We start from the raw sequence: 20,754 nt of genomic DNA, 5'->3' as shown, positions 1-20,754 counted from the left end.
GCAGAGAAGTAGAAATAATAGAAGTTCCAAGATAAACTGGCAGTTCACGAATGATAAGGCCAGAATTAAATTAAAAAAACTTTATCCGACAATATCAGATTGACATGACACTAGACTCAATACCCCCCAGCAAGCTGAATGGCGAACCTCTCCACAGATACAACCTGCTGAAGATACAGGCGAAATACAAAGCCTATAAGGATATAACATCCGATACTGTCATCTTTGAGGTAAGGGACTTCTACCTGAACGAAAATAATATGGACTATACTGCACTAGCCTACTATTATTGCGGCATGATTCTATTCGAACAAAATAAATTTAAAGAGGCTATGCCGGAACTCCTAAATGCAGAAGTGTATGTAAGCAAGATTAAAAATCCTAACTTGCGGGGATTAATTCAAAGTTCGATCGGAAGAATCTTCCAAAAACAATATTCTGAATCAAAATCAATACAGTATTTTCTTCTTGCGGTTGATTCTTTTAATGAAGCTACAAACTATAAATGTGAGATTATCTCCTATCACCTCATTGGTAATTCATATCTAATGATGTCGAACAGAGACAGTGCATTTTATTACTATAATAAATGTTTAGACCTGGCACATATAGCCAATGACAGTGTGGAAATAGCCAATACTACTCTAAACCTTGGTGTCACATACCGCGAAATCGGCGAATATGATACAGCTAACAAATACGTGAAAGAATCGGGAAAGTATTCGGCAGATAGTGTTCTTCAAATGAAATTAAATCTGAACCTATCAAAAACATTTATAAAAAAAGGTATATTGGATTCGGCTGCATTCTATATTGATAAATCTTTAACCTTTGCCCGCAGCAAAGGCAATTTGGTCACCCTGACCAGTATATACCGGGGATTGTCGGACATAGAAGAAGGACGCCGGGATTACAAACAGGCACTATCATATTATAAAGAATATGCAAAAAACTTACATACCATTGTTAATGAAAATAAGAATCCCGAAATATTGGAACTACAGAAAAAATATAAATACGAACAGTTCCTGAACGAAAATAACCGATTGAAAATAAAGCAGCAGCAGTCCCAGCTTATTTTCTCTTCCTTGTTTTTTGTCATTTGTATTATCGCGTTATTCTTTTACAAAAGGTCTGTTCAGCACAAAAAAGATGCATTGGAAAAAGAAAATGAAATATTGGAAGCCGAGAACAAGATATTGCAATTGATAGAAATGTCAAAAAGCTTCGATGAAAAAGAAAATAATATGAGAAGCATGTTATTACATCATTTCGATATACTGCGAAAAGCAGCCACACTGGAAAAATATGTAAAAGGAGACAACAAACAAGACCACCGGCTGATAAAGGTGTTTAATGAAATTGTGTATGGGCAAGATTCCCTAAACTGGGATTTGCTTTATCAGGACATGAATGAGATTCACCGGGGATTGTTCGACCGCCTGAGAAACGACTACCCCGCACTTGACGAAACCGAATTCCGCATTTGTTGCCTGACCTATGCCAACTTTAGCTGTGGCGAAATAGGGATTATAACAGGGTTAAAGCCCAACACAGTGCAGATGAAAAGATCATCCATCCGAAAAAAAATAGGCGTGGAACCTCTGGGAAACATCAAAGAATACATCGACTCCCGACCATAAAAAGCAATATCAAACCCATATTGCCAAAAAGTTAACAGATCAACAATCAATCTGTTACCTATCTTTCATTGACATAAAAACCCATATCAGGCAAATTGCCTCTTTTTTCACCGATTTCTAATCCGTAGCTTTGAATTTATTTTAACACAAAACGAAAAAGATAAAACCCCAAAATATCGAAACTGTAAAACATCTTTTATGAATCAAACTTCCGACCAACACTAATTACAAATCTTGGCAATTAAATACAGGCGATTATAAATCCCCTGCGACCTAGTAAGAAATAAATGACACTATTGTAGAACTATTAATTTATCAATTATGAAAAAACTATTCGGAATCATTTGTGCGATTTTATTTCTCGTTTCTTGTAGTAACGAGGATGGCAGCCAGAACCTGTCAGGGAATAAAGAGATTCGTTTTTCATCGAAACTTTCGCTACTAAAATCCACTTATCAGAGTACACAGATTGCAAACGGACAAAAAGTAGGCGTATTTATCGCTGAGAACGTGGCAACCCCAACTGTAACTTACACGCAAAACCTGTCTTATACCGGCGATGGGCAGGGAAACCTTTCGGGATCCACTCTGTATTTCCCCGACAATGGCAATTCGCTTAAAATTTCAGCCTATCATCCTTACAATGATGGCAGCGAAGATGCATATCTGTTTTCTGTAGCTTCAGACCAAACAGACGCTTCGTCGATTTACGCTTCCGACCTGCTTTTTTGCCCTGCATTCGTTCAGGCTCCTACAGACGGGCAAATCATCTTAACGTTCAAGCACATGCTTTCACAGGTAAATGTATCGCTTACGGCCGGTAATGGAAGTCCCGACCTGACAGACGCTCAGGTAAGTATCGTAAATGCGGCTACAGCAATAGAGTTTAATCGCAAAGACGGCAGTCTGGGTGCGGCATCAGGCATACAGGAAGTAAAGTTGGATGGTGATTTAGGTATAACAGTTCCTCAAACGGTAAATTCGGGAACAAAATTTATTAAAATTGTTTTGAGTTCGGGCAAAGAACTGTTCTATACCCTGAGCCAGAATCTGACACTCGAATCAAGCAAGAAATACACATTCAATCTGGTTGTAAACCTTACCGATGTGGCTAGTATCGGTACCGATGTAGATGATTGGGAAACCGGAGAAACAATCAATGGTGGTGCTAGCGAAGATTTGGCAGATAAGTTACTCCCGTCTACATTAACGGAGAAAGGTGGACAGAATGAAAATAATATAATCAAAACTGTATTCAGATATGATGTGCTAAACCGTGTAGAAATTGCTGAAAGGTATTGGTCTAATAGCAACTCTGCCCCTAAATACACCGAATATGTATTTAAATACAATGATAGTGATAGTAAAATAATGGGATGGACAAGTAAAGAATATACCGGATATTTGAATTCAACTAATTTTGACCTTCGCGAACACGCAAATGTAGACCTTACTTATGGACAAGGGAATGTAACTATTGCATATGAAGATAGCTTTATAGATAATGAGGGTAATGACGAAGTGTATCAGACAGGAACAGAAATAGTAAATTTTGACGAAAACGGGAACTCTTATTTGGAATCCACTGTATCTGTTGTTTATGATGATAAAAACTCGCCTTTTATCAATCTCAATATACAGGGATGGCTACGCGACTATTTGTTTAAAGATGATTATTGGACACCATTTAGAGAATCATTGTTATCTCTAGCATACCTTGGCACTCACAATGTTGTGGAAACTTATAAAAATGGAATGTTATACCATCAATATACACTTACATATAATGATAAAGATTATATGACTGTAAGAAAATGGGAATCAGGAAATCTTTCTTACGAATTGTCAGTTGAATATACAGGCTGGAAATAGTCTGGTTGATACTATTATCTAAAAATAAACTGTCCCCCAAAAGGTTCAACCTTTCGGGGGACAATTTATCTTTAAGTAACTGACAAAAAATAGTGACGTATTCTAACCAATCCCTCTCATACTGGCAATAAAATTTAAACAGTTACTTCTTCTCTTCTTTATGGAGCATATTCCCGGTAGCCTGAGCCGTAGGCATTACCAGTATATCCTGAATATCGACATGCGGAGGTTGAGAGATTGCAAAATAGACGGTTTCGGCAATATCATTAGCGGTAAGGTTTTCATAACCGGTATACACCTGGTCTGCCCTACCTTGATCGCCCTTGAAGCGTACAAGTGAAAATTCCGTCTCTACAGCTCCCGGACATACCTGCGTAACCCGTATATTGTATGGCAATAAGTCCATACGCATACCCTGATGCAAGGCATTCACGGCATATTTGGTAGCGCAATAGACTGCGCCATTCGGATAAACTCCTTTTCCGGCAATAGAGCCAATATTGATAATATGCCCGGATTTGCGTTCTACCATACCCGGCGAAACTACACGGGTGACATACAACAAGCCTTTTACATTGGTATCTATCATACGTTCCCAGTCGTCAACCACACCCTTGTATATCGGGTCTAGTCCGACAGCCAGTCCGGCATTGTTGACCAGAATATCTATATTTTTCCATTCCTGAGGAAGGTTGCCCAAAGCTTTTTCTACCTCTTCGTATTTCCTTACATCGAAGCATAGTGGAAGCACATTAGAATCGTAGTTGATACTTATCTCCTTATCCAGTTCCTCCAGACGATCTTTACGGCGCCCTGTTATGATAAGGTTATATCCTTCCTTCCCCAACCGCAAAGCGATTGCCTTTCCCAGACCTGAAGTAGCGCCTGTTATTAATGCTATTTTTCTCATATAGATTGGTATAAAGCACCCCCTCCCAACCTCCCCCAAAAGGGAGGCGTGCAGAGAGGGTAATATAAGTTTAAGAATAAAAATAAACACCTGTCCCCATACCTAATATGGCTCGCTTACTCCTCCCCTTTTGGGGAGGTTGGGAGGCGGTGTTACTTGATCCAAACATTCAGTATTTCGCCGATATACATTTTATGGTAGCCATTTTTGCCCCAGTCATCTTTTAGCTGGCTCTTGTCTGCTACCGCATCCGGAGAGATCTGTTGGGATACTATTTTTTTGCATTCGAAGATCATCCACGCTTCCGAAAAGGCTGTAGCCCCCGATGGCGTTTTTATTGGTGTCAGCCCCGACCCTTTTATCTTATCTGTAGTACGTCCGCTTACCGAGCCGCAATATCTCAACGCGTCTTTATAAGCTTCTGTATAGAATGAGATCGTATATGTATCGCCTTTGTCCATTGTCTGAACCGAATATCGTGTAGGATTGAGGAAACAGATGGATACGGGTTTTTCCCAGAATACACCCAGTCCGCCCCACGATGCGGTCATTACATTAGTCTGGTCGGCCGTGCCTGATGTGATCAATGTCCAGTCTCCCAGCAATTTTATAATATTTCCAGGTATCTTGTCGGGTGCTACTTGTTTATAGCCTTCCATTCCGGCAGGTGCAGAAACGGATGATGCCTGCTGAGACACAGCCACAGGCGCCGATACAGATGGCATAACCTCCGCTACGGGTACAGATGGCGTTTCCACGACTGGTGCCGCTACTGGCGCCCTCTCCGGCTCAGTTTGCCTTACGGGTACCTGAACCGGCGGTTCCGCCTGTCGGCTTACCTCCGTTGCCGTATTCGCCGCGCCGGTGGTACTTATTCCGTTCAGGTAAACATCGATAGACCTGAATATACTGTTTATACTATCCACTGTATGTTCCCTGAATTTATCATAGTACCGGTTCAGCTTATCGCCCTTCTTATTCAAGGCATACTCATCAGTAATCATCTCCTCGGCGGGAAGGGGTTTCTTACTATCCGAATAATTGTATTTGATTCCCCGTACCGTTACTTCACACGTCTTGTTTTTCATTTCCAGTATCAGCTGGTAAGACATTTTTGCCCTGTCCAGCACCAAGGCGCTCCGCTTAAATTCGAGGTATTTTTCTCCGGAACAGGCAATGTTCCTTGTTTCCTGATTTGCTAACAAAACCCGGTTATTCAAATCTTCAATCTGAATATCTCCATAGTTATTAGCAGCCCATTTTTTCATCAATGAGAAAAGCTGGTCATCGGTAACCTGCCCTTTCACCGGAATGGCTTTTGAGAAAACAACTTTTCCGTTCACTTCGGGCACAGCCCCTTTCAGGTATTTCGAATCATTCTGCGCATTGAGGACAAGCGAAAAAATTGCACATAAGGTAAATAGAAAACATTTTTTCATTGTATTCGCATTATTGTTTACACTATAAAAGTAGTATAAATTCAGAAACAAGTCAATAAGATTTTGTAATAAAAAAAATGGCATCAACTCTACATTGATACCATTTTCAGATATGTTAACTGTTAGCCCGGAAATCAGAAGCTGTATGCTACCCCGATGCCTAACATTTCTTTGAATTGCACTTTCGGCCCTTTCTTTATCTCCGTACCATCCTCGGCAGTTTTAAGTACCTTCACGTCATCGTCATACTTAAGGGTGGTGTTGATGGACGCAGACAAGAATTTATTTATCTTCATGTTTATAAGCAAATCCCAGTTTACATCAATATTACCGAACGATTTGTCGTATGCCGTAAAGAAGTCGACAGATGTAATAGCGGTGACGTTTTCCATCAGAGTCTTCTGCGCACGGGCTTTGAGGTACATACCCAGTTCGGCTCTGAATTTGTCTCCCGGATCTACTCCAAAAGCGCCCAGGTCTGACAAATAATCATCCTGTACGAATGTCAATTTACCGGCAACAGGAGAAAAATAAACCGAATAACTCTCATTGGGACGGTATTCCATCCCTAAGGAGATATTCGAATATCCGGGTGCCATAAACTTAGAAATATAATTTTCTTTATCCGGATAGTTGTATCCTTTATAAAACTGGGTTTTGAAATCCCCCATAATGGTATAATACCATTTATTGTTGGTAGTATATCCTAGCTGGGTGGTGAAATCTATCTTGTCGCTTACTTTCTGCGTACCCTGAGTTTCAGTCCGCGTCAATCCATAATCAAGAGCCAAAGCGTTTGCCCAAAGCCAGTTGCCGCTTTTACGAACGAGAGTTCCGTTCAGATAAATATTTCCTGCATACGAACTTTCGCCCCCGGCCGACCAGTTGCTAAGGGCTACCTGAGACAGGTTAAAGCCTGTCACGCCATTCAGATAGAATTTTCCATCCTTTAGCGTATCTTTCTCGACTTTAATCTCAGTTTGAGCACATACTGACAGGAATGAACCCGCAAGAATAAGAGTCACTAATAAATGTTTCATCATTAATAATTTAAAATTTGTGTATTTTGTATCGATTATCTTAGTTTTAAAACGTCGCCTTCTACCGGAACGTATTCGAAGTCTTTTTTATTTATTTTATAAAGATTCTTTACCTTGACACCATACAGCTGTGAGATGCTGTACATAGATTCGCCTACCTGTACTTCATGTTCGTAGTAAGGTATGTCTGCCTTGGATTTCTTTTTCTCAAAATAAACCAGATCCCCGGCTTTCAGCGGATAACCTTCGGGTACTTCGTTGAATTTGTATAAATCTTTCACCTTAAAGCCAAATTCTTCTGCGATGTCTTCAAATGTGTCGCCATCTTCGGCTACTATATAAATCAGGTTGTGAGTCTTATATGGGGTATGGCTATACTCCTTTGTCTCTACAGTATTCTTTATATTCCCTTTCTTATCATGCTGATATAGCTCATAGTCTTCTATCAGTTTTATCAATTTGTTGGCATAGGCTTTGTCGGTCGCGTAGCCTGACTGTTGCAAGCCTTTTGCCCATCCGCGATAGTCGGTAATTTTCAGGGAGAAAAGGTTCTTGTACCGGGGTTTATCTACAAGGAAACGCGAGTGGTCGTCGAACGAATCTTCCGCTTTTTTATATTTGCGGAAACAATCGTCGGGCTTATCGTCAGCATGATAGACCTTTTCCCCTGTCCAGTCGTTATGGCACTTGATACCAAAATGGTTATTGGAGTTTTGGGTCAGGGTGCTTTTGCCCGCACCCGATTCGAGCAGGCCCTGAGCAAGGGTTATACTGGCCGGGATTTGATATTTCTTCATGTGGTCTATAGCGATTTCCTTGTATGTATCGATATAGTCATTATATACTTTGTTTCGTTTTGCCTGAGAATATGCCAAGGCTGTGGATAGAAAAATGAACACAGAAAGAATAATAAGTTTGCAAGATATACCTGAGCTATTCGCTTTTTTCATATATTTAAAATATTTTGAGGTCACAGACCCATTCATTGTTTTGTAAGTATAATAACAGTCGTTAATTATTATTAGATTTCCTTATATTAAGTAACTGTTTAAATTTTATACGAATATTTTATTATACCTTTTTCTTCGTTCATTTTTAGTCTGTTTTCGGCTGTTTTTTACTTTCTCTCAACTCAACCAGCGGTCACAGGAGCGAAGCGTATGTAAAAAAGCATCTCTAAAAATTTGAACGAATAAAATTTAAACAGTTATTAAATTTTCTTACTACTATATAACATCAATAAATATGGAAAGTTTAAATTTAACAACAAAGATACTTGTTTACACCTTTGAAGAAGCCCCCGAAAACATAAAAAAACTTATAATCGAAGCTAAATCGGCAACAAAAACCGCGTATGCCCCTTATTCTGAGTTCTATGTGGGCGCTGCGGCACTACTCTCGAATGGGGAAATAGTTACCGGAAGCAATCAGGAAAATGCCGCCTATCCATCGGGGCTGTGTGCCGAAAGGGTAACAGTATTCCATGCCAATGCGCAATACCCTGACACTGCCGTGGAGGCAATAGCTGTAGCTGCCTGCCATGACGGGGAATTTACCGCAAACCCGTGCAGCCCGTGTGGCGGATGCAGGCAGGTATTGCTGGAAACAGAGAACAGGTACGGCAGCCCTATGAAAGTGATTTTGTACGGGGATAATAAAATATACGAGTTAGAATCGGCCAAGGCCTTGCTCCCTGTAGGTTTCGGGAAAGAATCTCTGTTTGACTAAGAAACTGTTAGGCAAGAAAAACAGAAAACTGTTTTCAGCCTCATCATTGACCTGTGCTTTCAGCGCGCCTGCTCCATACTCACATGTTCCGGCTTCAAGGCGTTTGAAATAAGACCGGCCTCCAGTCCTAAATATACAAGCCTGCAATCCTTAATTTAATAATATTGGGGCTTGCCATATTGTCTGTCTGGTTAGAGTATTGTTTTAAAGGCTTTAAGCTCTTTGGTCAACTCCTGTGCCCTGTTACCGGATACTTTATCCAGTAATAGCCAAAAGCGGTCGCCATGATTCATCTCTATGGTATGGCATAATTCATGGAGGATGACAAAGTCGGCAAGATGCTCCGGCAAAAGCATGCAGTAATATGAGAGGTTTATGCTTTTCTTTGAGGAACAACTCCCCCAGCGGGTGCGGCTTTTATTTATTTTCACCCCTGTGTACTTAAAGCCATACTGCTCTGCCAATGACTTGACTTTTGACGGGAAAAGCCTGTTGGCTTCGTAGCGGAGGGCTTTCTCTATCAGATTACGTATCGTAGCCTGTACGGATTCATCTTCATAGTTTGTGCCTATAGGGCAGGATATGGACAATATGCCGTCCTTCAGGTTTACATAATAATTATGTGTTGACGGGCTAGCTACGATTTGCAAACGGAAACTAAACGTAGAAAATTCAGCCTGAGGAGTAAAAACCATCCGCTCCGGTTTTCTTTCCTTCAGTGATTTCAGGCGGGGCTTCATTTCCTCAATGGTCTTTTCGATATACGACAGGCTCACCGACGGCGGATATGTAAGTTGCAGGTAGTCGTCTTTGCGCCTGACAATGATGCGCCTGGCCTGCTTATTCATCACAAGCCTTATCTCGCCTAAATCTTTATCTATAATGACCATACGATACGATATAAAAAAAGCTTAACAATACAGTTAAGCTTTTCCTTGTCTATTTTTTGAGCTTATTTCGCTTTTTGGTTTGCTTTAATAAATGCCTCTAAGGCAGCAGTCATTGAAGAAATACCCGGCAGCGGGGCTTCACAGTCGAGCCTCAGATCTGCATCACGCACTGCCTTTGCAGTGGATGCTCCAAAGCAACCTATAGCCTGTTCTCCCTGCTTGTAATTCGGAGCATTCTTAAACAACGATACGATTCCCGCCGGACTGAAAAATATCAGCATATCGTAAGAAAGTATCTCTGCTTCTGTGATATCGTTACTTACGGTACGATACATGACAGATTTTGTATAATCTACTTTCTTCTCGTCCAGAATAGCTGTAAGGTCTTCTGAATGAACATCCGATACAGGAACAATAAATTTTTCCTTATTATGTTTTGTCAGGGCAGTTGCCAAGCCATCCATTTTGCCTGTTGTGCTGAAAAATATTTTCCGCTTACGGTAAACGATATATTTTTGCAGATACAGGGCGACAGCTTCGGATATACAAAAATACTTCATTGTTTCCGGCATCGCTATCCTTAACTCTTCACACAAAGAGAAGAAATGGTCTATAGCAATTTTAGCCGTAAAAACGATTGCTGTATAATCATGTATATTAATCCTTTGCTGTCTGAATTCTCTTGCATCGAGCCCATCTACCCGTATAAAAGGACGAAAATCCATCTGTAAATGATATTTTTCGGCAATATCAAAGTATGGCGATTTGTCTGTTGCCGGGGCAGGCTGCGAAATCAATATTTTTTTTACTTTTAAAGCCATAATAATGTGTTAAAAACGTCGGTTCTATATAAATAGATCAATGCTGTTGATAAAAATATATATGGTAATATTTCAAAGGTGCAAAGGTAGGCAATCAAATACAAAAAGTTAAATTTTTGATTGATAAAAAAGACTATTATTTGGTAAAAAAGTGTTATTTGAACGATAAGAAACAATATCAGCATAAAACAGAATATCTGCGTATGGTAGTAACTGGAATAAATCAGAAATAATGTGGGTATGAAATAAATAATACCCAGTATTTCGACCGATACCATATATGTCTTGCGCCAAAGGTCCATAGTCTTCTGCTGGTTGAAAATATATCCTATAATCTTGTAAACAACATCTTTTATGCCCAGGAATAAGGCTATAATAACGATAAAGGTTATAATTGTAACAAATGGCCTTCCGTTACTTTGCCCCGGTGTCTCAAAATCGATGAATATATCATAAATACATATTGCGATAAGCGCGACAGCCTGAAACACAAGAAAATAACTATATATCGTTTCCTTTACCGTAGTCTGGTTATGCAGCCGTGAAGCCTTTTGAGGCGAAAACAAATATGCAATATTCTCTTTCAGAAAAGATACGCCCCCATTGTAAATATGCGCAAAGAAAAGTATGCATATAACCAACAGGCAAAAAATACCGTCTGTCTGCTCCAGATTGAACGGCAGGCGCTCGCCGGAATGTCTTACTATATCATCGGGATTGTGTTCTGTAGATGCATTCATCTGCGATGTTGTAGCATCCACAATCTCTCCTTTGACAGGATCGAATGAAAAGGTATGACGGGATATAGTATCCTGTGTTGCGACACTATCTCCAATAACACTAAAATATGATATTGTATCCCTTACCAAAATACAGAACTGTTAAAAAAAAACCGCACATACCTGATCGGCAAACCAAGTATGTGCAGTATATTATCTTCACAAATTAAATTCTTTCTTTATGGTGTCCACATAGTCCAGTTTCTCCCATGTAAACAGCTCCACTTCGCGGGTAATACCCTGTGGATTGTAACGAGACCTGAAATGCTTGGCAACAACCTCAGGGTTGCGCCCCATGTGTCCGTAAGCGGCTGTCTCGGCGTAAATAGGATTCCTGAGCTTCAAACGTTGTTCGATGGCTTTAGGGCGCATATCAAACAGTTTTTCCACCTTTTTCGCTATTTCGCCATCCGGTATATCCAATGTGCTCTTTCCGTATGTGTTCACATAGATATTCATCGGCTTGGCAACACCGATAGCGTACGACACCTGTACCAGTATTTCGGACGAAACGCCTGCCGCAACAAGGTTTTTAGCGATATGCCGCGCCGCGTAAGCTGCCGAACGGTCTACTTTAGACGGGTCTTTACCCGAAAAGGCTCCGCCTCCATGAGCGCCTTTGCCGCCATAGGTATCTACTATTATCTTACGGCCTGTCAGACCGGTATCTCCGTGAGGGCCTCCTATAACGAAACGCCCCGTAGGGTTTACATGATATATAATATCATCGTTGAAAAGCTTCGTAATATCTTCTCTGAACTTATACTTCTCTTTTACACGGGGAATAAGGATATTGATTACATCCTCTTTTATCTTAGCCTGCATCGAAGCATCGTCTGCAAACTCATCATGCTGCGTGGAAATAACGATCGTATCGATCCTTAAAGGTGTACCGTTGTCGTCATATTCGATCGTCACCTGCGATTTGGCATCGGGACGGAGGTATGGCATCAACGCTATCTCGTTTTTACGGATAGCTGCCAACTCCTGCAATAACGCGTGTGATAAATCCAAGGCCAGAGGCATATAGTTATCAGTTTCATTGGTAGCATAGCCAAACATCATGCCCTGGTCTCCCGCACCCTGATCCATCGGGTCTGATTTTCCGTCAACGCCCCTGTTTATGTCATCAGACTGCTCATGTATAGCTGAAAATACGCCACAAGACTGTGCTTCGAACTGATATTCGCTTTTTGTATAACCTATACGTTCAATAACCTTGCGAGCTGTCTCAGGAATATCAATATACGCCTTCGACTTTACTTCTCCTGCCAATACTACCTGTCCGGTAGTAACCAACGTTTCGCATGCGACCTTTGAATCTGCATCATAGGCCAAAAATTCGTCTAATAGAGAATCTGAAATCTGGTCTGCAACTTTATCCGGATGTCCTTCCGACACAGATTCAGATGTAAATAAATAACTCATAATTAATTTATTACTATAAAAAAAAATAATAGGAAGAATGTATTATGCAGAGCAGAAAATGGTTTAGCATTTTTTCATGTGGTTGCAATCAATACAAATCTATCCACTTAATTGGATGCAAAGATACAGTTTTTTCTGTATTACTAAATCATAATATTTATAAAAAAAATAAACCCGTACTCAAGTAGTACGGGTTTAGTATATCAGTTAAATACCAGTCTTATTTAGCGCTGGCCCAATCAAACAGTTGCTGTCCGTTTCCATTTTCAGGATCAAGCTCCAAAATTTTCTCAGCATAGTTTTTTACATTCAGTTTATCATCTGCTTTTTTACCTTTATCATATTGCAGGTAATAGTAATAGCTCAAATAGCTGTATGCTTCGATTAGGATTTTGTTATTTGGTTCCGGATCAGCTAAAAGAACTTTTACAGTTTCTTCATAAAATGGTTTTGCTAATCCCAGCTCAGAATCAGGGTCCATCTGATAGTTAGTACGCGCGCGCTGATAGAATCCAAGATAGCTATCCGGTTTGCGTTCGGCAACTACAGCAAAGGCCGCGTCTGCTTCTTTATAAAGTGCCTGTGATTGAGATTTAACTTCTTCGGGGGTCAATGCTGTGTTAGATTCCACGTTTGCTCCTGCCGACAGGTAATAGCTACCTAATGTGTAATAGTCTGTAGCATCTGTTTTTTCATCTCCGAGCATTTTGATGTACTCTTTGTAATAGCTAGCTGCTTCTGCATACATCTTATCTTTGGCACATGTAGTAGCTATATCTCTAATCAGGCTAACCTTACTCGGGTCGAGTTCAATAGCCTTCTTATATTGTTCTATAGATTTCTGCTTATCGCCTGTTTCGCTCAGAATATTAGCATACGCCATATAGTCAGATACAAGATACTGAGTAGTATCGGAAGGCAGAGGTACCGAGAAGAACTTATTTCCGGCAACCAGACCATCATTATAGTTCTTTGTATCATTTTCGGTATACATCAACAGACGATTCAACACAAAGTTGTTAGGTTCACGTTTCAGACCTTCACTTATCACTCTCTTTGCTTCCGAATATCCTTTTGTAAAATATTCCGATGCCGCATAGCGTGTAATGTCATCGATAGTATAATCGCCACCTGCAAAGAATTCCTTGTATGCCGCAATAGCGTCAGGATAGAAACCATCCCTGTAATAAAGATCAGCAAGGTCTTTGTTTGCTATTTTATATTCAGGTTTGATAGCGATCGCTTTCTTCAACAGGTCTGCTGCTGTGTTGCGGTTGATATATTCGTATACTTTAGCGCCTTTCATATACGCCAACACACAATTAGCGTCTTTATAGATGGCCTGATCGTACTGACCTGCTGCTCCGCCCGGATTGTTTTCCTTAGCAAGCATATCTCCTTCCAGAATGTACGGATATGGAGACTTGTTGTCAGCCTTCTTTGCTTCGGCTATCATAGAAGTAGCTTTATCTTTAAGACCATTGTCAAAATATGCGTTAGCTATAGCCAAAAGGACTTTAGAGTTCTTCTTGTTCTTTTTCTGAACTTCTTTTAATTGATCTTCTCCGGCTTTCTGGTTCGATTTCAACTGTAATTTAGCTAAACCTACCGCGCCCAAGCCAAGTTCTGCATTAGCAGCTGCACTTTGCTCATACTGAGACTTTGCTTCGGCCATATTACCTTCCTTAAAAGCAATCTCTCCTAAATAATAGTGAGATTCTTCAGGGTTCTGACTTGTATTCTTTGTAAAATACTCTTTTGCAAGTTTTGTTTCGCCTAGGCTCAGGTAATCTGCACCCGGGCTATTTTGCGCAAATGCAGACAAGCTGATCATAAAGCTTAATAATGCGCCTACTAAATACTTCATTTTCATTTCTATACTATTATTTATATTAATATTTTATCGTAAAAGGTTTTAATCTTTCAAGGTAGGGTTTGCTCTCACTAACCTTGTTGGAACATTCGCAGGATAAAGGCCGGCCTTGAGTATAATACGCTGGCCTCTTTCTCCAGCAGCAAAGTTAACAAAACCTGAAGGTAATCCTCCTTTGACATCCGAGATTATAATAAAAATATCTCGCGTCAACGGGTATTTTTTCAGCACAAGATAGGCGGCAAAAGGCTTAAAACTGTTTTCAGCAGTAGCTTTATCCTCTGTACTTACCGACATTACATTGATACTATTAATAAAACTTAAATTTTTAGGGTCTGATGGGTTACTGATCCAATTGACACCAATAACACCTATTGCATCGGGCACAGCGGCCACGTAATCTATCACTTGTTGGTTTGGAGTACGGTCCGACAGATTCGTTGTTTTCACACTATCGGCAGACCGGGCTTTTATATTTTCGCCGAGGGCTTGTCCCCCGCAAATAGAATCTTTTATAAATCTGACAGTACTCGAATTGGGGCTGTCGAAAACGACTGATATATCCCCCAGTTTAGAGTTGGGGTTCAGTTCTTTCCAGCTTTTTACCTCTCCTGTCATTATTCTTTTCAGGTCAGATACGGTTATCAGTGTATCTGCATTGGCCTTATTCACAATAAGGGCTATTCCGTCAATCGCCAGTTTTTGGGTACGTGGTACCTGATTCCGTTCTTTTATAATCTGTGTTTCATTCGGTGTAAGTCTACGTGTAGCGATTATCACACGCAGGCTGTCATTCATAAACATATTGAACGCTTCGTTCTCGCTGGTAAAGATAGGGATAATCAGGGCTTCGTTATTCATCGCTCCGAATACGTCTACCTGTTCTTGTATAATGGGTGCGAAACATTCATCTACTGCTATTTCGGCTATGCCGCTGGTCGTAGTGTCGGTCCGCGTAATATTTCTCCTGTCTGCGCACGAAGACATGGCAATCAATAATATAAGGAAAAAAAGACCTAGATTTTTCATACGATAATTTTGTTTTTACAGGATAATTTCTCCATTAAAATTCTCTCCACGCACGAATGGCCCTGAATATACCGTACATAAACAGCAATATGCCAATAATGACACGCAATATCCAGTTTAAGCCTTCAAACAAAGGGGTAAATACCATCAATACGGCTATACACAGGTAAAAAAACACCATGAAAATACCGAATATCATTTTCGGCGATAACTTTTTTCCGTCTTTCATACTTATCCTATATTATTGGAAAAAGAAGAGAAGGGGTATTCATAGTCCGACTTCTCTTCTTTACTAAATCTTATTTTCAATTTTTTATAAAAATCTCAAAGAAGTGTCCTTACTGTTTCAAACGGAATACAATAGGAAGCGTAAAGTACACTGGCACGTTCAACCCGTTTTGTTTTCCGGGAATCCATTTTGGCATCGATTTTACCACACGCACGGCTTCTTTGTCGCACGAAGGGTCTATACCACGGATAACGTTTACATCTTCGATAGCTCCTGTTTTGGAAACAACGAAGCGTACTGTTACACGGCCTTGTATACCTGATTCCTGAGCCACTACCGGATATTTAAGATTGCTGGCGATATATCTCTGCATTTCTGCTTCGCCACCCGGGAATGTCGGCATCTGTTCTACAGTAACGAAAGGTTTTTCTACAACCGGCTTTTCTTCAACAATCACTTTGTGCTCTCTCAACTCAGCGATGTCGACACCTGTTTTATCATTTGTACCTTTCACGTCGGCCACAGAAATCTGGATTTTTGTTTCCAAAACCTCATCCTGAGCCTTCATTTCCTGATCGTCGCGCACGTCTTCATCCTTTGCAATTTTAGGAGGAACGAACTTCACAGTTGTTTTCAACGGTGGAGGCGGAGGCGCAGTTTCTTGTTTGATCTTATTTTCTTCCGGAATTTCTTGTTCTACCGGAATATTAGACAACTCGAACGTATCCTCCATCGGTCCCGACTGATTTTGGGTCAGGTTCTTTACCACAGTAATCAAACCGGGCAAAGCCGACACAAATATCGCAAATACAAGGACTACCAAGAATGCGACAATATGTCTTTTCGACGATGATTGACGTAGCTTGTAAGCTCCATAATTTTTATTCTTACCTTCAAAAACTACATCACACCATTCCGAGGAATTTAATTTGATATCTTTTCCCATAATTTACTCCTTTCTAATGTGATTAATTTTTTGGTGGTGCGGCGTTAGCCCCGTAAGCTCCTTTAGATTTCAGATTTTCAATCAGGTATTGATCTCCGTCTGTCATATCTACGATTGCATATTTTGCGATACTGCAAATCTGCATTTCGTCCAAAGCATCGACAAGATTTTTATAATTAGCTTCAGATGTAGGCTTGATAACTACTACCTGCCCATCTTTATCATCTTTAATTTCTTTCGATCTTGTCTTAAACTCTTCTTCAGGCATATTCTTTCTGGTAACGAATTTTTCATGTCTCAACTCCCTCATTTTACTTACGATAGGAGCATTTCGTTCCAACAATATTTTACGAAGACCTTCCGGAGAATAATCTGTTTCTTTCAAGGTAGTATAATCCGTATAGTCAGGAATACCGGCATAATAATATACTTTGTTATCCTCTCCTAATATCAATGTAATAGCTTTGGATTCCTTTACTTTTACTTCATCCTCTTCAGTCAGCTTTTGGTCTGTAGGCATCGCAATATCCATGATTTGCGGTTTACTCAGCGTGGTACAGAATACGAAGAAGCATATCAAAAGCATGTTCATATCCACCATCGGAGTAAAGTCTACTCGTAGATTCTGTCTTTTGGGTTTACCTTTTTTCTGTTCACCACCACCGGACTGTTGTACTTCTGCCATAATTTTTTTTCTTGTTTAAATTTTTAAATCATGATTTTTATACGCCGTCAGGCATTCCCCTTAGAGCAGTTACTAGGCTGTAACGGTTTTCCTTCATCTTTACAAGACTTTTCATGATCTTATCTACTAGCGGATAAGGTGTAGATTGGTCTGCTTTGATGGCAATCCCCATATTATCGCCTCCTATTTCGCGCGCATGTTTTATCCAACGTGAAAACTGGTCGTTTACACTATCTGTTGGTACTCCCCATTTCTTTATCTCACTATCCTGACTACTCAATGGCATATCCAGGAAAGCAGCCATTCTGTTCATAGGCACACCGATGTGTGTTTGCTCTATGAAAGATCTTATCTGCTTATCTGTAAAAGTAACACCATAGTCTTGTCCCATTAGCTCCAATACGGCCTTTTTATTTTCGGGTCTGTCTATATTCAAGAACACTTTTCCTGTGGGGTCTATCAATATATTCAGAACATTATATTCAGGCACCTTTACCTCCGACACCGATTGTGGTGTTATCACCTGCACGGGTTCTTTTGGCAAGAAAGTCGCTGTAAGAATAAAAAAACAGAGCAAGAGTACAGTAACGTCACTCATCGCTGTCATGTCGATGAACGTTTCTTGTTTTTTTACTTTTGTCTTTCCCATTTTCTTATTGTTTACTTATTAGAGTGGAAATCCATAAGAATTCCACAAATTGTTCCGGAAAAAATTGTTAATTATTTATTTAGACCTCCGTGAAGAGTAGTATATGTTTGGCCAATAGCGAAACCTACTTCATCAACAGCATTAGTCATATCTTCAACTTTTCCTGAGAAATAAGAATAAGAAATGATAGAAACAGCACCTGTACCGATACCCATTGCTGTATTGTAAAGTGCCTCAGAGATACCAACGGCAAGGGCAGTAGAGTCAGGAGCACCTTCTTGTCCCATCGCACCAAACGAACGGATCATACCAAGTACCGTACCGAACAGCCCCATCAATGTACCCAGGGTAGAGATAGTAGCGATAACTGATAAATTCTGTTGTAGATATGGTAATTCGAGAGTTGTAGCTTCTTCCAGTTCTTTCTGGATCATCGCTGCTTTCTCGTCGTTGTTTCTATCTGTTAGTTTTTCTACATCTGAATATCTAATCAAACCAGCTTTTAATATATTAGCCACAGATCCTTTTTGCTCATCGCACAATTTTGTTGCACCTGCGATATCTCCAGCTTCCAATTTAGCTTTTGCATTCATCACAAATTTTGATGTACTACCTTTTCCGCTAGCTCTGTTCAATGCGAAGAATCTTTCTACTGAAAGTGTAAGTGTAGTAAGCAACAGCGTGATAACGATAGGAATTACCCATCCTCCCTGATATAATGCACCTAGTGAATTACCCGGTAGTGGATGACCTTTCTCATCGAAGTTAGCAGCATCCCCTGCAACCAGATAGAAGAACAGGTGCGCAACAATAGCACATCCAATAACTACTATCATAGCTGAAACGCCTTTAGATCTTGGTTTTTGTTTTGGTTGTTGTTTTTTAGTTTCCATAATGATAATAAATAATTTAAGTTTAGTGAATCAATTTTTAAATTTATATTTTTATATCAATAATCTCCATTTATATTAAATAAAAAAGCAGTGTCAATATTATAGGATGCAAATATACTATTATTTTAGTTTTTTAAGTATTTCGCACCTAAAATTGCACTTTCATTCATGTCCCTAATAAAACAGAACGTTGAAATAAGATTTTTATTTTTCAATAAGAAAAACTTTTGTAATAGAGAATGTTCAAGCAAATCCAAAGGTCTATATATCTGTATATGTGGAATTTCTTTTTTAAATTCAGGTGTCCCACAAGGTATTAAATGATCTTTTTTTATTTCAGCTAACAAAAATAGAATTAAAAATCAATCCACGCAATAAAAAAAATATAAAAAAAACCTTATTAATCAATATTCACTAGCTGTTCCGGAATATCCGGTATAACATACGATTGCTTTCTATTCTTCCGTCACCGGATAATAATGTTCTAATTCTTCCCTACGCACAGTTCATCGTTAAGTGCAATTACCGCTTTTTTATAGTGTTCTCTCCTGATCACAAACTGCATATTCACCTGCCGTAGCGACTGGGCAAAACTTTCTACATTTATCTCATTATCATACAACGCTTTGGATGCCCTGTACAAGAAGCCCGGGAGTGCAATATTTGTGCCCATCACACACACCAGAGCGACACGTTCTACAATAACCTGATAGAATATAGTCTCAAGTTCTGTGATCAGTTCCCGTGATTTATAATTGTCCCATACTACCATGGTAATAGAGTTCGCGTTTGTAGATTTAAGGATATAACTCACGTTGAATTTTGCGAACGCCTGCATTATCCTCAGGTCAAACCCTACCTCTCCCACCATCATAGGATCATGAATCTCTACAGCCAACACTTTGTCTGTACCCGAAACAATCTCTATCTTAGGTATTTCCGAAACATATTGTTTCGTTATCAATGTTCCCGGATGCTCCGGTTCGAATGTATTCTTTATTCGTATATCTATATCTGCCAGTTCCAATGGTTTGGAGGCTTTGGGATGAATGGCCTCCATACCTATATCGGCAAGCTGATCGGCCACGATGAAATTCGTCCTTCCTACGGGGATAACTTTATCCACACCTACTATATTCGGGTCGGCGCTGGAAAGATGATATTCTTTGTGGATAATGGCCTCACCGGCATTTACTTCCACAGCTATCTTACTGAATGTAACCTCGGTATAGCCACGGTCGAAGGCACGCATAATACCTTCGGTACCTTTGGTATAGCCGGTAGATACACACATATCTTTGCTAAAGTCGATACCTTTGAAGGCTCTGTGGATACGTTCGTCAATGGTGAGTGGCAACGAATCGTTAAACCCGCACAAGTCGATAAACCTAGCCGAGATACCGTTATTATTCAGGATATTCACCGTATTCCATGCCGAATGCGCTTCGCCTATCGATGCCAGTATTTCACGGGCGGCAAGGCAAATATCTTCCGCGTTTACATAACCCGAAGCCAACACTTTGCTCAGGCTGTGGAGCATTGTTTTTGCCTGCTTGATACGGAATGTAATAAATTCCCTCGCTTCTAAAAGATTAAGCCCGATTTCCTCGAAGCCTTTGTTTATAAGCAAGAGCCGCTGGCACAAACTATCAAGGCCGATACTGTAATCCGCGTTCTCCAGAAACTGCACATATACGCCCGGCTCCCCGGTCTTTTTGTGTTCCAGAAGCCAGTTTGTCACGTTATTATATGCGGATACCACAAATATACGGTTGTACATTTCGTCCGGATTCCGTTTTCCGATAATAACATTTTCCAGCACATCTTTGAACTGGGACATGGAGGTTCCGCCAATCTTCTCTACAGTAAGCATTTCAATAAATAATATTTTATATTTTTT

Annotated in this window: 19 protein-coding genes; 3 read left to right on the top strand and 16 right to left on the bottom strand. The window is 40.1% G+C overall.

Annotation, left to right across the window (positions count from 1 at the left end; all coding sequences use genetic code 11):
- Positions 1-104 precede the first annotated feature (104 nt).
- Both D0T84_RS11355 and D0T84_RS11350 read left to right on the top strand, forming a co-directional pair.
- Positions 105-1,643, top strand: coding sequence for a transcriptional regulator (locus D0T84_RS11355; protein WP_163307987.1), 1,539 nt, complete (start codon positions 105-107; stop codon positions 1,641-1,643).
- A 321-nt stretch (positions 1,644-1,964) separates the two neighbouring features.
- Complete coding sequence (locus D0T84_RS11350) at positions 1,965-3,515, top strand: fimbrillin family protein (RefSeq protein WP_163307986.1); 1,551 nt, start codon at positions 1,965-1,967, stop codon at positions 3,513-3,515.
- A 142-nt stretch (positions 3,516-3,657) separates the two neighbouring features.
- Here D0T84_RS11350 and D0T84_RS11345 read toward each other — a convergent pair whose 3' ends face one another.
- From D0T84_RS11345 to D0T84_RS11330, 4 genes are all read right to left on the bottom strand, one after another.
- A complete protein-coding gene (locus tag D0T84_RS11345) occupies positions 3,658-4,425 on the bottom strand; it encodes an SDR family oxidoreductase (RefSeq protein WP_163307985.1) in 768 nt (255 codons plus the stop codon).
- Positions 4,426-4,577: 152 nt separating this feature from the next.
- Positions 4,578-5,864, bottom strand: a complete 1,287-nt coding sequence (locus tag D0T84_RS11340; RefSeq protein WP_163307984.1) for a DUF4468 domain-containing protein — start codon at positions 5,862-5,864, stop codon at positions 4,578-4,580.
- A 134-nt stretch (positions 5,865-5,998) separates the two neighbouring features.
- Complete coding sequence (locus D0T84_RS11335) at positions 5,999-6,904, bottom strand: DUF3078 domain-containing protein (RefSeq protein ID WP_163307983.1); 906 nt, start codon at positions 6,902-6,904, stop codon at positions 5,999-6,001.
- Between the two features lie 35 nt (positions 6,905-6,939).
- Positions 6,940-7,854: a glucosaminidase domain-containing protein gene (locus D0T84_RS11330; RefSeq protein WP_163307982.1), complete on the bottom strand. Its 915-nt coding sequence runs from the start codon at positions 7,852-7,854 to the stop codon at positions 6,940-6,942.
- Between the two features lie 295 nt (positions 7,855-8,149).
- Between D0T84_RS11330 and D0T84_RS11325 the strand changes: the two genes are divergently transcribed.
- Positions 8,150-8,632, top strand: coding sequence for a cytidine deaminase (locus tag D0T84_RS11325; RefSeq protein WP_163307981.1), 483 nt, complete (start codon positions 8,150-8,152; stop codon positions 8,630-8,632).
- Between the two features lie 191 nt (positions 8,633-8,823).
- On the opposite strand, the gene D0T84_RS11320 is transcribed toward D0T84_RS11325, so the two are convergent.
- The 12 genes from D0T84_RS11320 to D0T84_RS11265 form a co-directional block, all read right to left on the bottom strand.
- Complete coding sequence (locus tag D0T84_RS11320; RefSeq protein ID WP_163307980.1) at positions 8,824-9,522, bottom strand: M48 family metallopeptidase; 699 nt, start codon at positions 9,520-9,522, stop codon at positions 8,824-8,826.
- Positions 9,523-9,584: 62 nt separating this feature from the next.
- On the bottom strand, positions 9,585-10,343 hold the full coding sequence (locus D0T84_RS11315; RefSeq protein ID WP_163307979.1) for a uroporphyrinogen-III synthase: 759 nt from the start codon (positions 10,341-10,343) through the stop codon (positions 9,585-9,587).
- Positions 10,334-11,212, bottom strand: coding sequence for a DUF4271 domain-containing protein (locus D0T84_RS11310; protein ID WP_185155731.1), 879 nt, complete (start codon positions 11,210-11,212; stop codon positions 10,334-10,336). The genes D0T84_RS11315 and D0T84_RS11310 overlap by 10 nt, the downstream gene beginning before the upstream one ends.
- A gap of 69 nt (positions 11,213-11,281) precedes the next feature.
- Positions 11,282-12,550 carry a methionine adenosyltransferase gene (gene metK, locus D0T84_RS11305; RefSeq protein ID WP_163307978.1) on the bottom strand — a complete coding sequence of 423 codons (1,269 nt, stop codon included), beginning with the start codon at positions 12,548-12,550 and terminating at the stop codon, positions 11,282-11,284.
- A gap of 220 nt (positions 12,551-12,770) precedes the next feature.
- The gene (locus tag D0T84_RS11300) at positions 12,771-14,423 is read right to left on the bottom strand and encodes a tetratricopeptide repeat protein (RefSeq protein WP_163307977.1); all 1,653 of its coding nucleotides are present in this window, start codon (positions 14,421-14,423) and stop codon (positions 12,771-12,773) included.
- A gap of 42 nt (positions 14,424-14,465) precedes the next feature.
- Positions 14,466-15,452 carry a PstS family phosphate ABC transporter substrate-binding protein gene (locus tag D0T84_RS11295; RefSeq protein ID WP_163307976.1) on the bottom strand — a complete coding sequence of 329 codons (987 nt, stop codon included), beginning with the start codon at positions 15,450-15,452 and terminating at the stop codon, positions 14,466-14,468.
- A 34-nt stretch (positions 15,453-15,486) separates the two neighbouring features.
- Positions 15,487-15,681 (bottom strand): hypothetical protein, encoded by a 195-nt coding sequence (locus tag D0T84_RS11290; RefSeq protein ID WP_163307975.1) that lies wholly within the window; start codon positions 15,679-15,681, stop codon positions 15,487-15,489.
- A 109-nt stretch (positions 15,682-15,790) separates the two neighbouring features.
- Entirely contained in the window at positions 15,791-16,627 is an 837-nt protein-coding gene (locus D0T84_RS11285; RefSeq protein WP_163307974.1) for an energy transducer TonB, read from the bottom strand.
- Positions 16,628-16,649: 22 nt separating this feature from the next.
- Positions 16,650-17,312, bottom strand: a complete 663-nt coding sequence (locus tag D0T84_RS11280) for a biopolymer transporter ExbD (protein ID WP_163307973.1) — start codon at positions 17,310-17,312, stop codon at positions 16,650-16,652.
- 37 nt (positions 17,313-17,349) lie between these two features.
- The gene (locus tag D0T84_RS11275) at positions 17,350-17,961 is read right to left on the bottom strand and encodes a biopolymer transporter ExbD (protein WP_163307972.1); all 612 of its coding nucleotides are present in this window, start codon (positions 17,959-17,961) and stop codon (positions 17,350-17,352) included.
- A 71-nt stretch (positions 17,962-18,032) separates the two neighbouring features.
- Positions 18,033-18,854 (bottom strand): MotA/TolQ/ExbB proton channel family protein, encoded by an 822-nt coding sequence (locus D0T84_RS11270; protein WP_163307971.1) that lies wholly within the window; start codon positions 18,852-18,854, stop codon positions 18,033-18,035.
- A gap of 484 nt (positions 18,855-19,338) precedes the next feature.
- Positions 19,339-20,727 carry an aspartate kinase gene (locus D0T84_RS11265; protein ID WP_163307970.1) on the bottom strand — a complete coding sequence of 463 codons (1,389 nt, stop codon included), beginning with the start codon at positions 20,725-20,727 and terminating at the stop codon, positions 19,339-19,341.
- Between the last annotated feature and the right edge of the window lie 27 nt (positions 20,728-20,754).

Origin of the sequence: Dysgonomonas sp. 521 (assembly GCF_010501055.1) — a bacterium.
In the GTDB taxonomy this organism is placed as follows: domain Bacteria; phylum Bacteroidota; class Bacteroidia; order Bacteroidales; family Dysgonomonadaceae; genus Dysgonomonas.
This window is presented reverse-complemented; position numbering and strand designations above follow the sequence as displayed.

Bases quoted from the DNA above. Each gene is read 5' to 3' on its own strand.
- D0T84_RS11355 (WP_163307987.1), top strand. From the start codon at position 105: ATGACACTAGACTCAATACCCCCCAGCAAGCTGAATGGCGAACCTCTC.
- D0T84_RS11350 (WP_163307986.1), top strand. From the start codon at position 1,965: ATGAAAAAACTATTCGGAATCATTTGTGCGATTTTATTTCTCGTTTCT.
- D0T84_RS11345 (WP_163307985.1), bottom strand. From the start codon at position 4,425: ATGAGAAAAATAGCATTAATAACAGGCGCTACTTCAGGTCTGGGAAAG.
- D0T84_RS11340 (WP_163307984.1), bottom strand. From the start codon at position 5,864: ATGAAAAAATGTTTTCTATTTACCTTATGTGCAATTTTTTCGCTTGTC.
- D0T84_RS11335 (WP_163307983.1), bottom strand. From the start codon at position 6,904: ATGAAACATTTATTAGTGACTCTTATTCTTGCGGGTTCATTCCTGTCA.
- D0T84_RS11330 (WP_163307982.1), bottom strand. From the start codon at position 7,854: ATGAAAAAAGCGAATAGCTCAGGTATATCTTGCAAACTTATTATTCTT.
- D0T84_RS11325 (WP_163307981.1), top strand. From the start codon at position 8,150: ATGGAAAGTTTAAATTTAACAACAAAGATACTTGTTTACACCTTTGAA.
- D0T84_RS11320 (WP_163307980.1), bottom strand. From the start codon at position 9,522: ATGGTCATTATAGATAAAGATTTAGGCGAGATAAGGCTTGTGATGAAT.
- D0T84_RS11315 (WP_163307979.1), bottom strand. From the start codon at position 10,343: ATGGCTTTAAAAGTAAAAAAAATATTGATTTCGCAGCCTGCCCCGGCA.
- metK (WP_163307978.1), bottom strand. From the start codon at position 12,550: ATGAGTTATTTATTTACATCTGAATCTGTGTCGGAAGGACATCCGGAT.
- D0T84_RS11300 (WP_163307977.1), bottom strand. From the start codon at position 14,423: ATGAAAATGAAGTATTTAGTAGGCGCATTATTAAGCTTTATGATCAGC.
- D0T84_RS11295 (WP_163307976.1), bottom strand. From the start codon at position 15,452: ATGAAAAATCTAGGTCTTTTTTTCCTTATATTATTGATTGCCATGTCT.
- D0T84_RS11290 (WP_163307975.1), bottom strand. From the start codon at position 15,681: ATGAAAGACGGAAAAAAGTTATCGCCGAAAATGATATTCGGTATTTTC.
- D0T84_RS11285 (WP_163307974.1), bottom strand. From the start codon at position 16,627: ATGGGAAAAGATATCAAATTAAATTCCTCGGAATGGTGTGATGTAGTT.
- D0T84_RS11280 (WP_163307973.1), bottom strand. From the start codon at position 17,312: ATGGCAGAAGTACAACAGTCCGGTGGTGGTGAACAGAAAAAAGGTAAA.
- D0T84_RS11275 (WP_163307972.1), bottom strand. From the start codon at position 17,961: ATGGGAAAGACAAAAGTAAAAAAACAAGAAACGTTCATCGACATGACA.
- D0T84_RS11270 (WP_163307971.1), bottom strand. From the start codon at position 18,854: ATGGAAACTAAAAAACAACAACCAAAACAAAAACCAAGATCTAAAGGC.
- D0T84_RS11265 (WP_163307970.1), bottom strand. From the start codon at position 20,727: ATGCTTACTGTAGAGAAGATTGGCGGAACCTCCATGTCCCAGTTCAAA.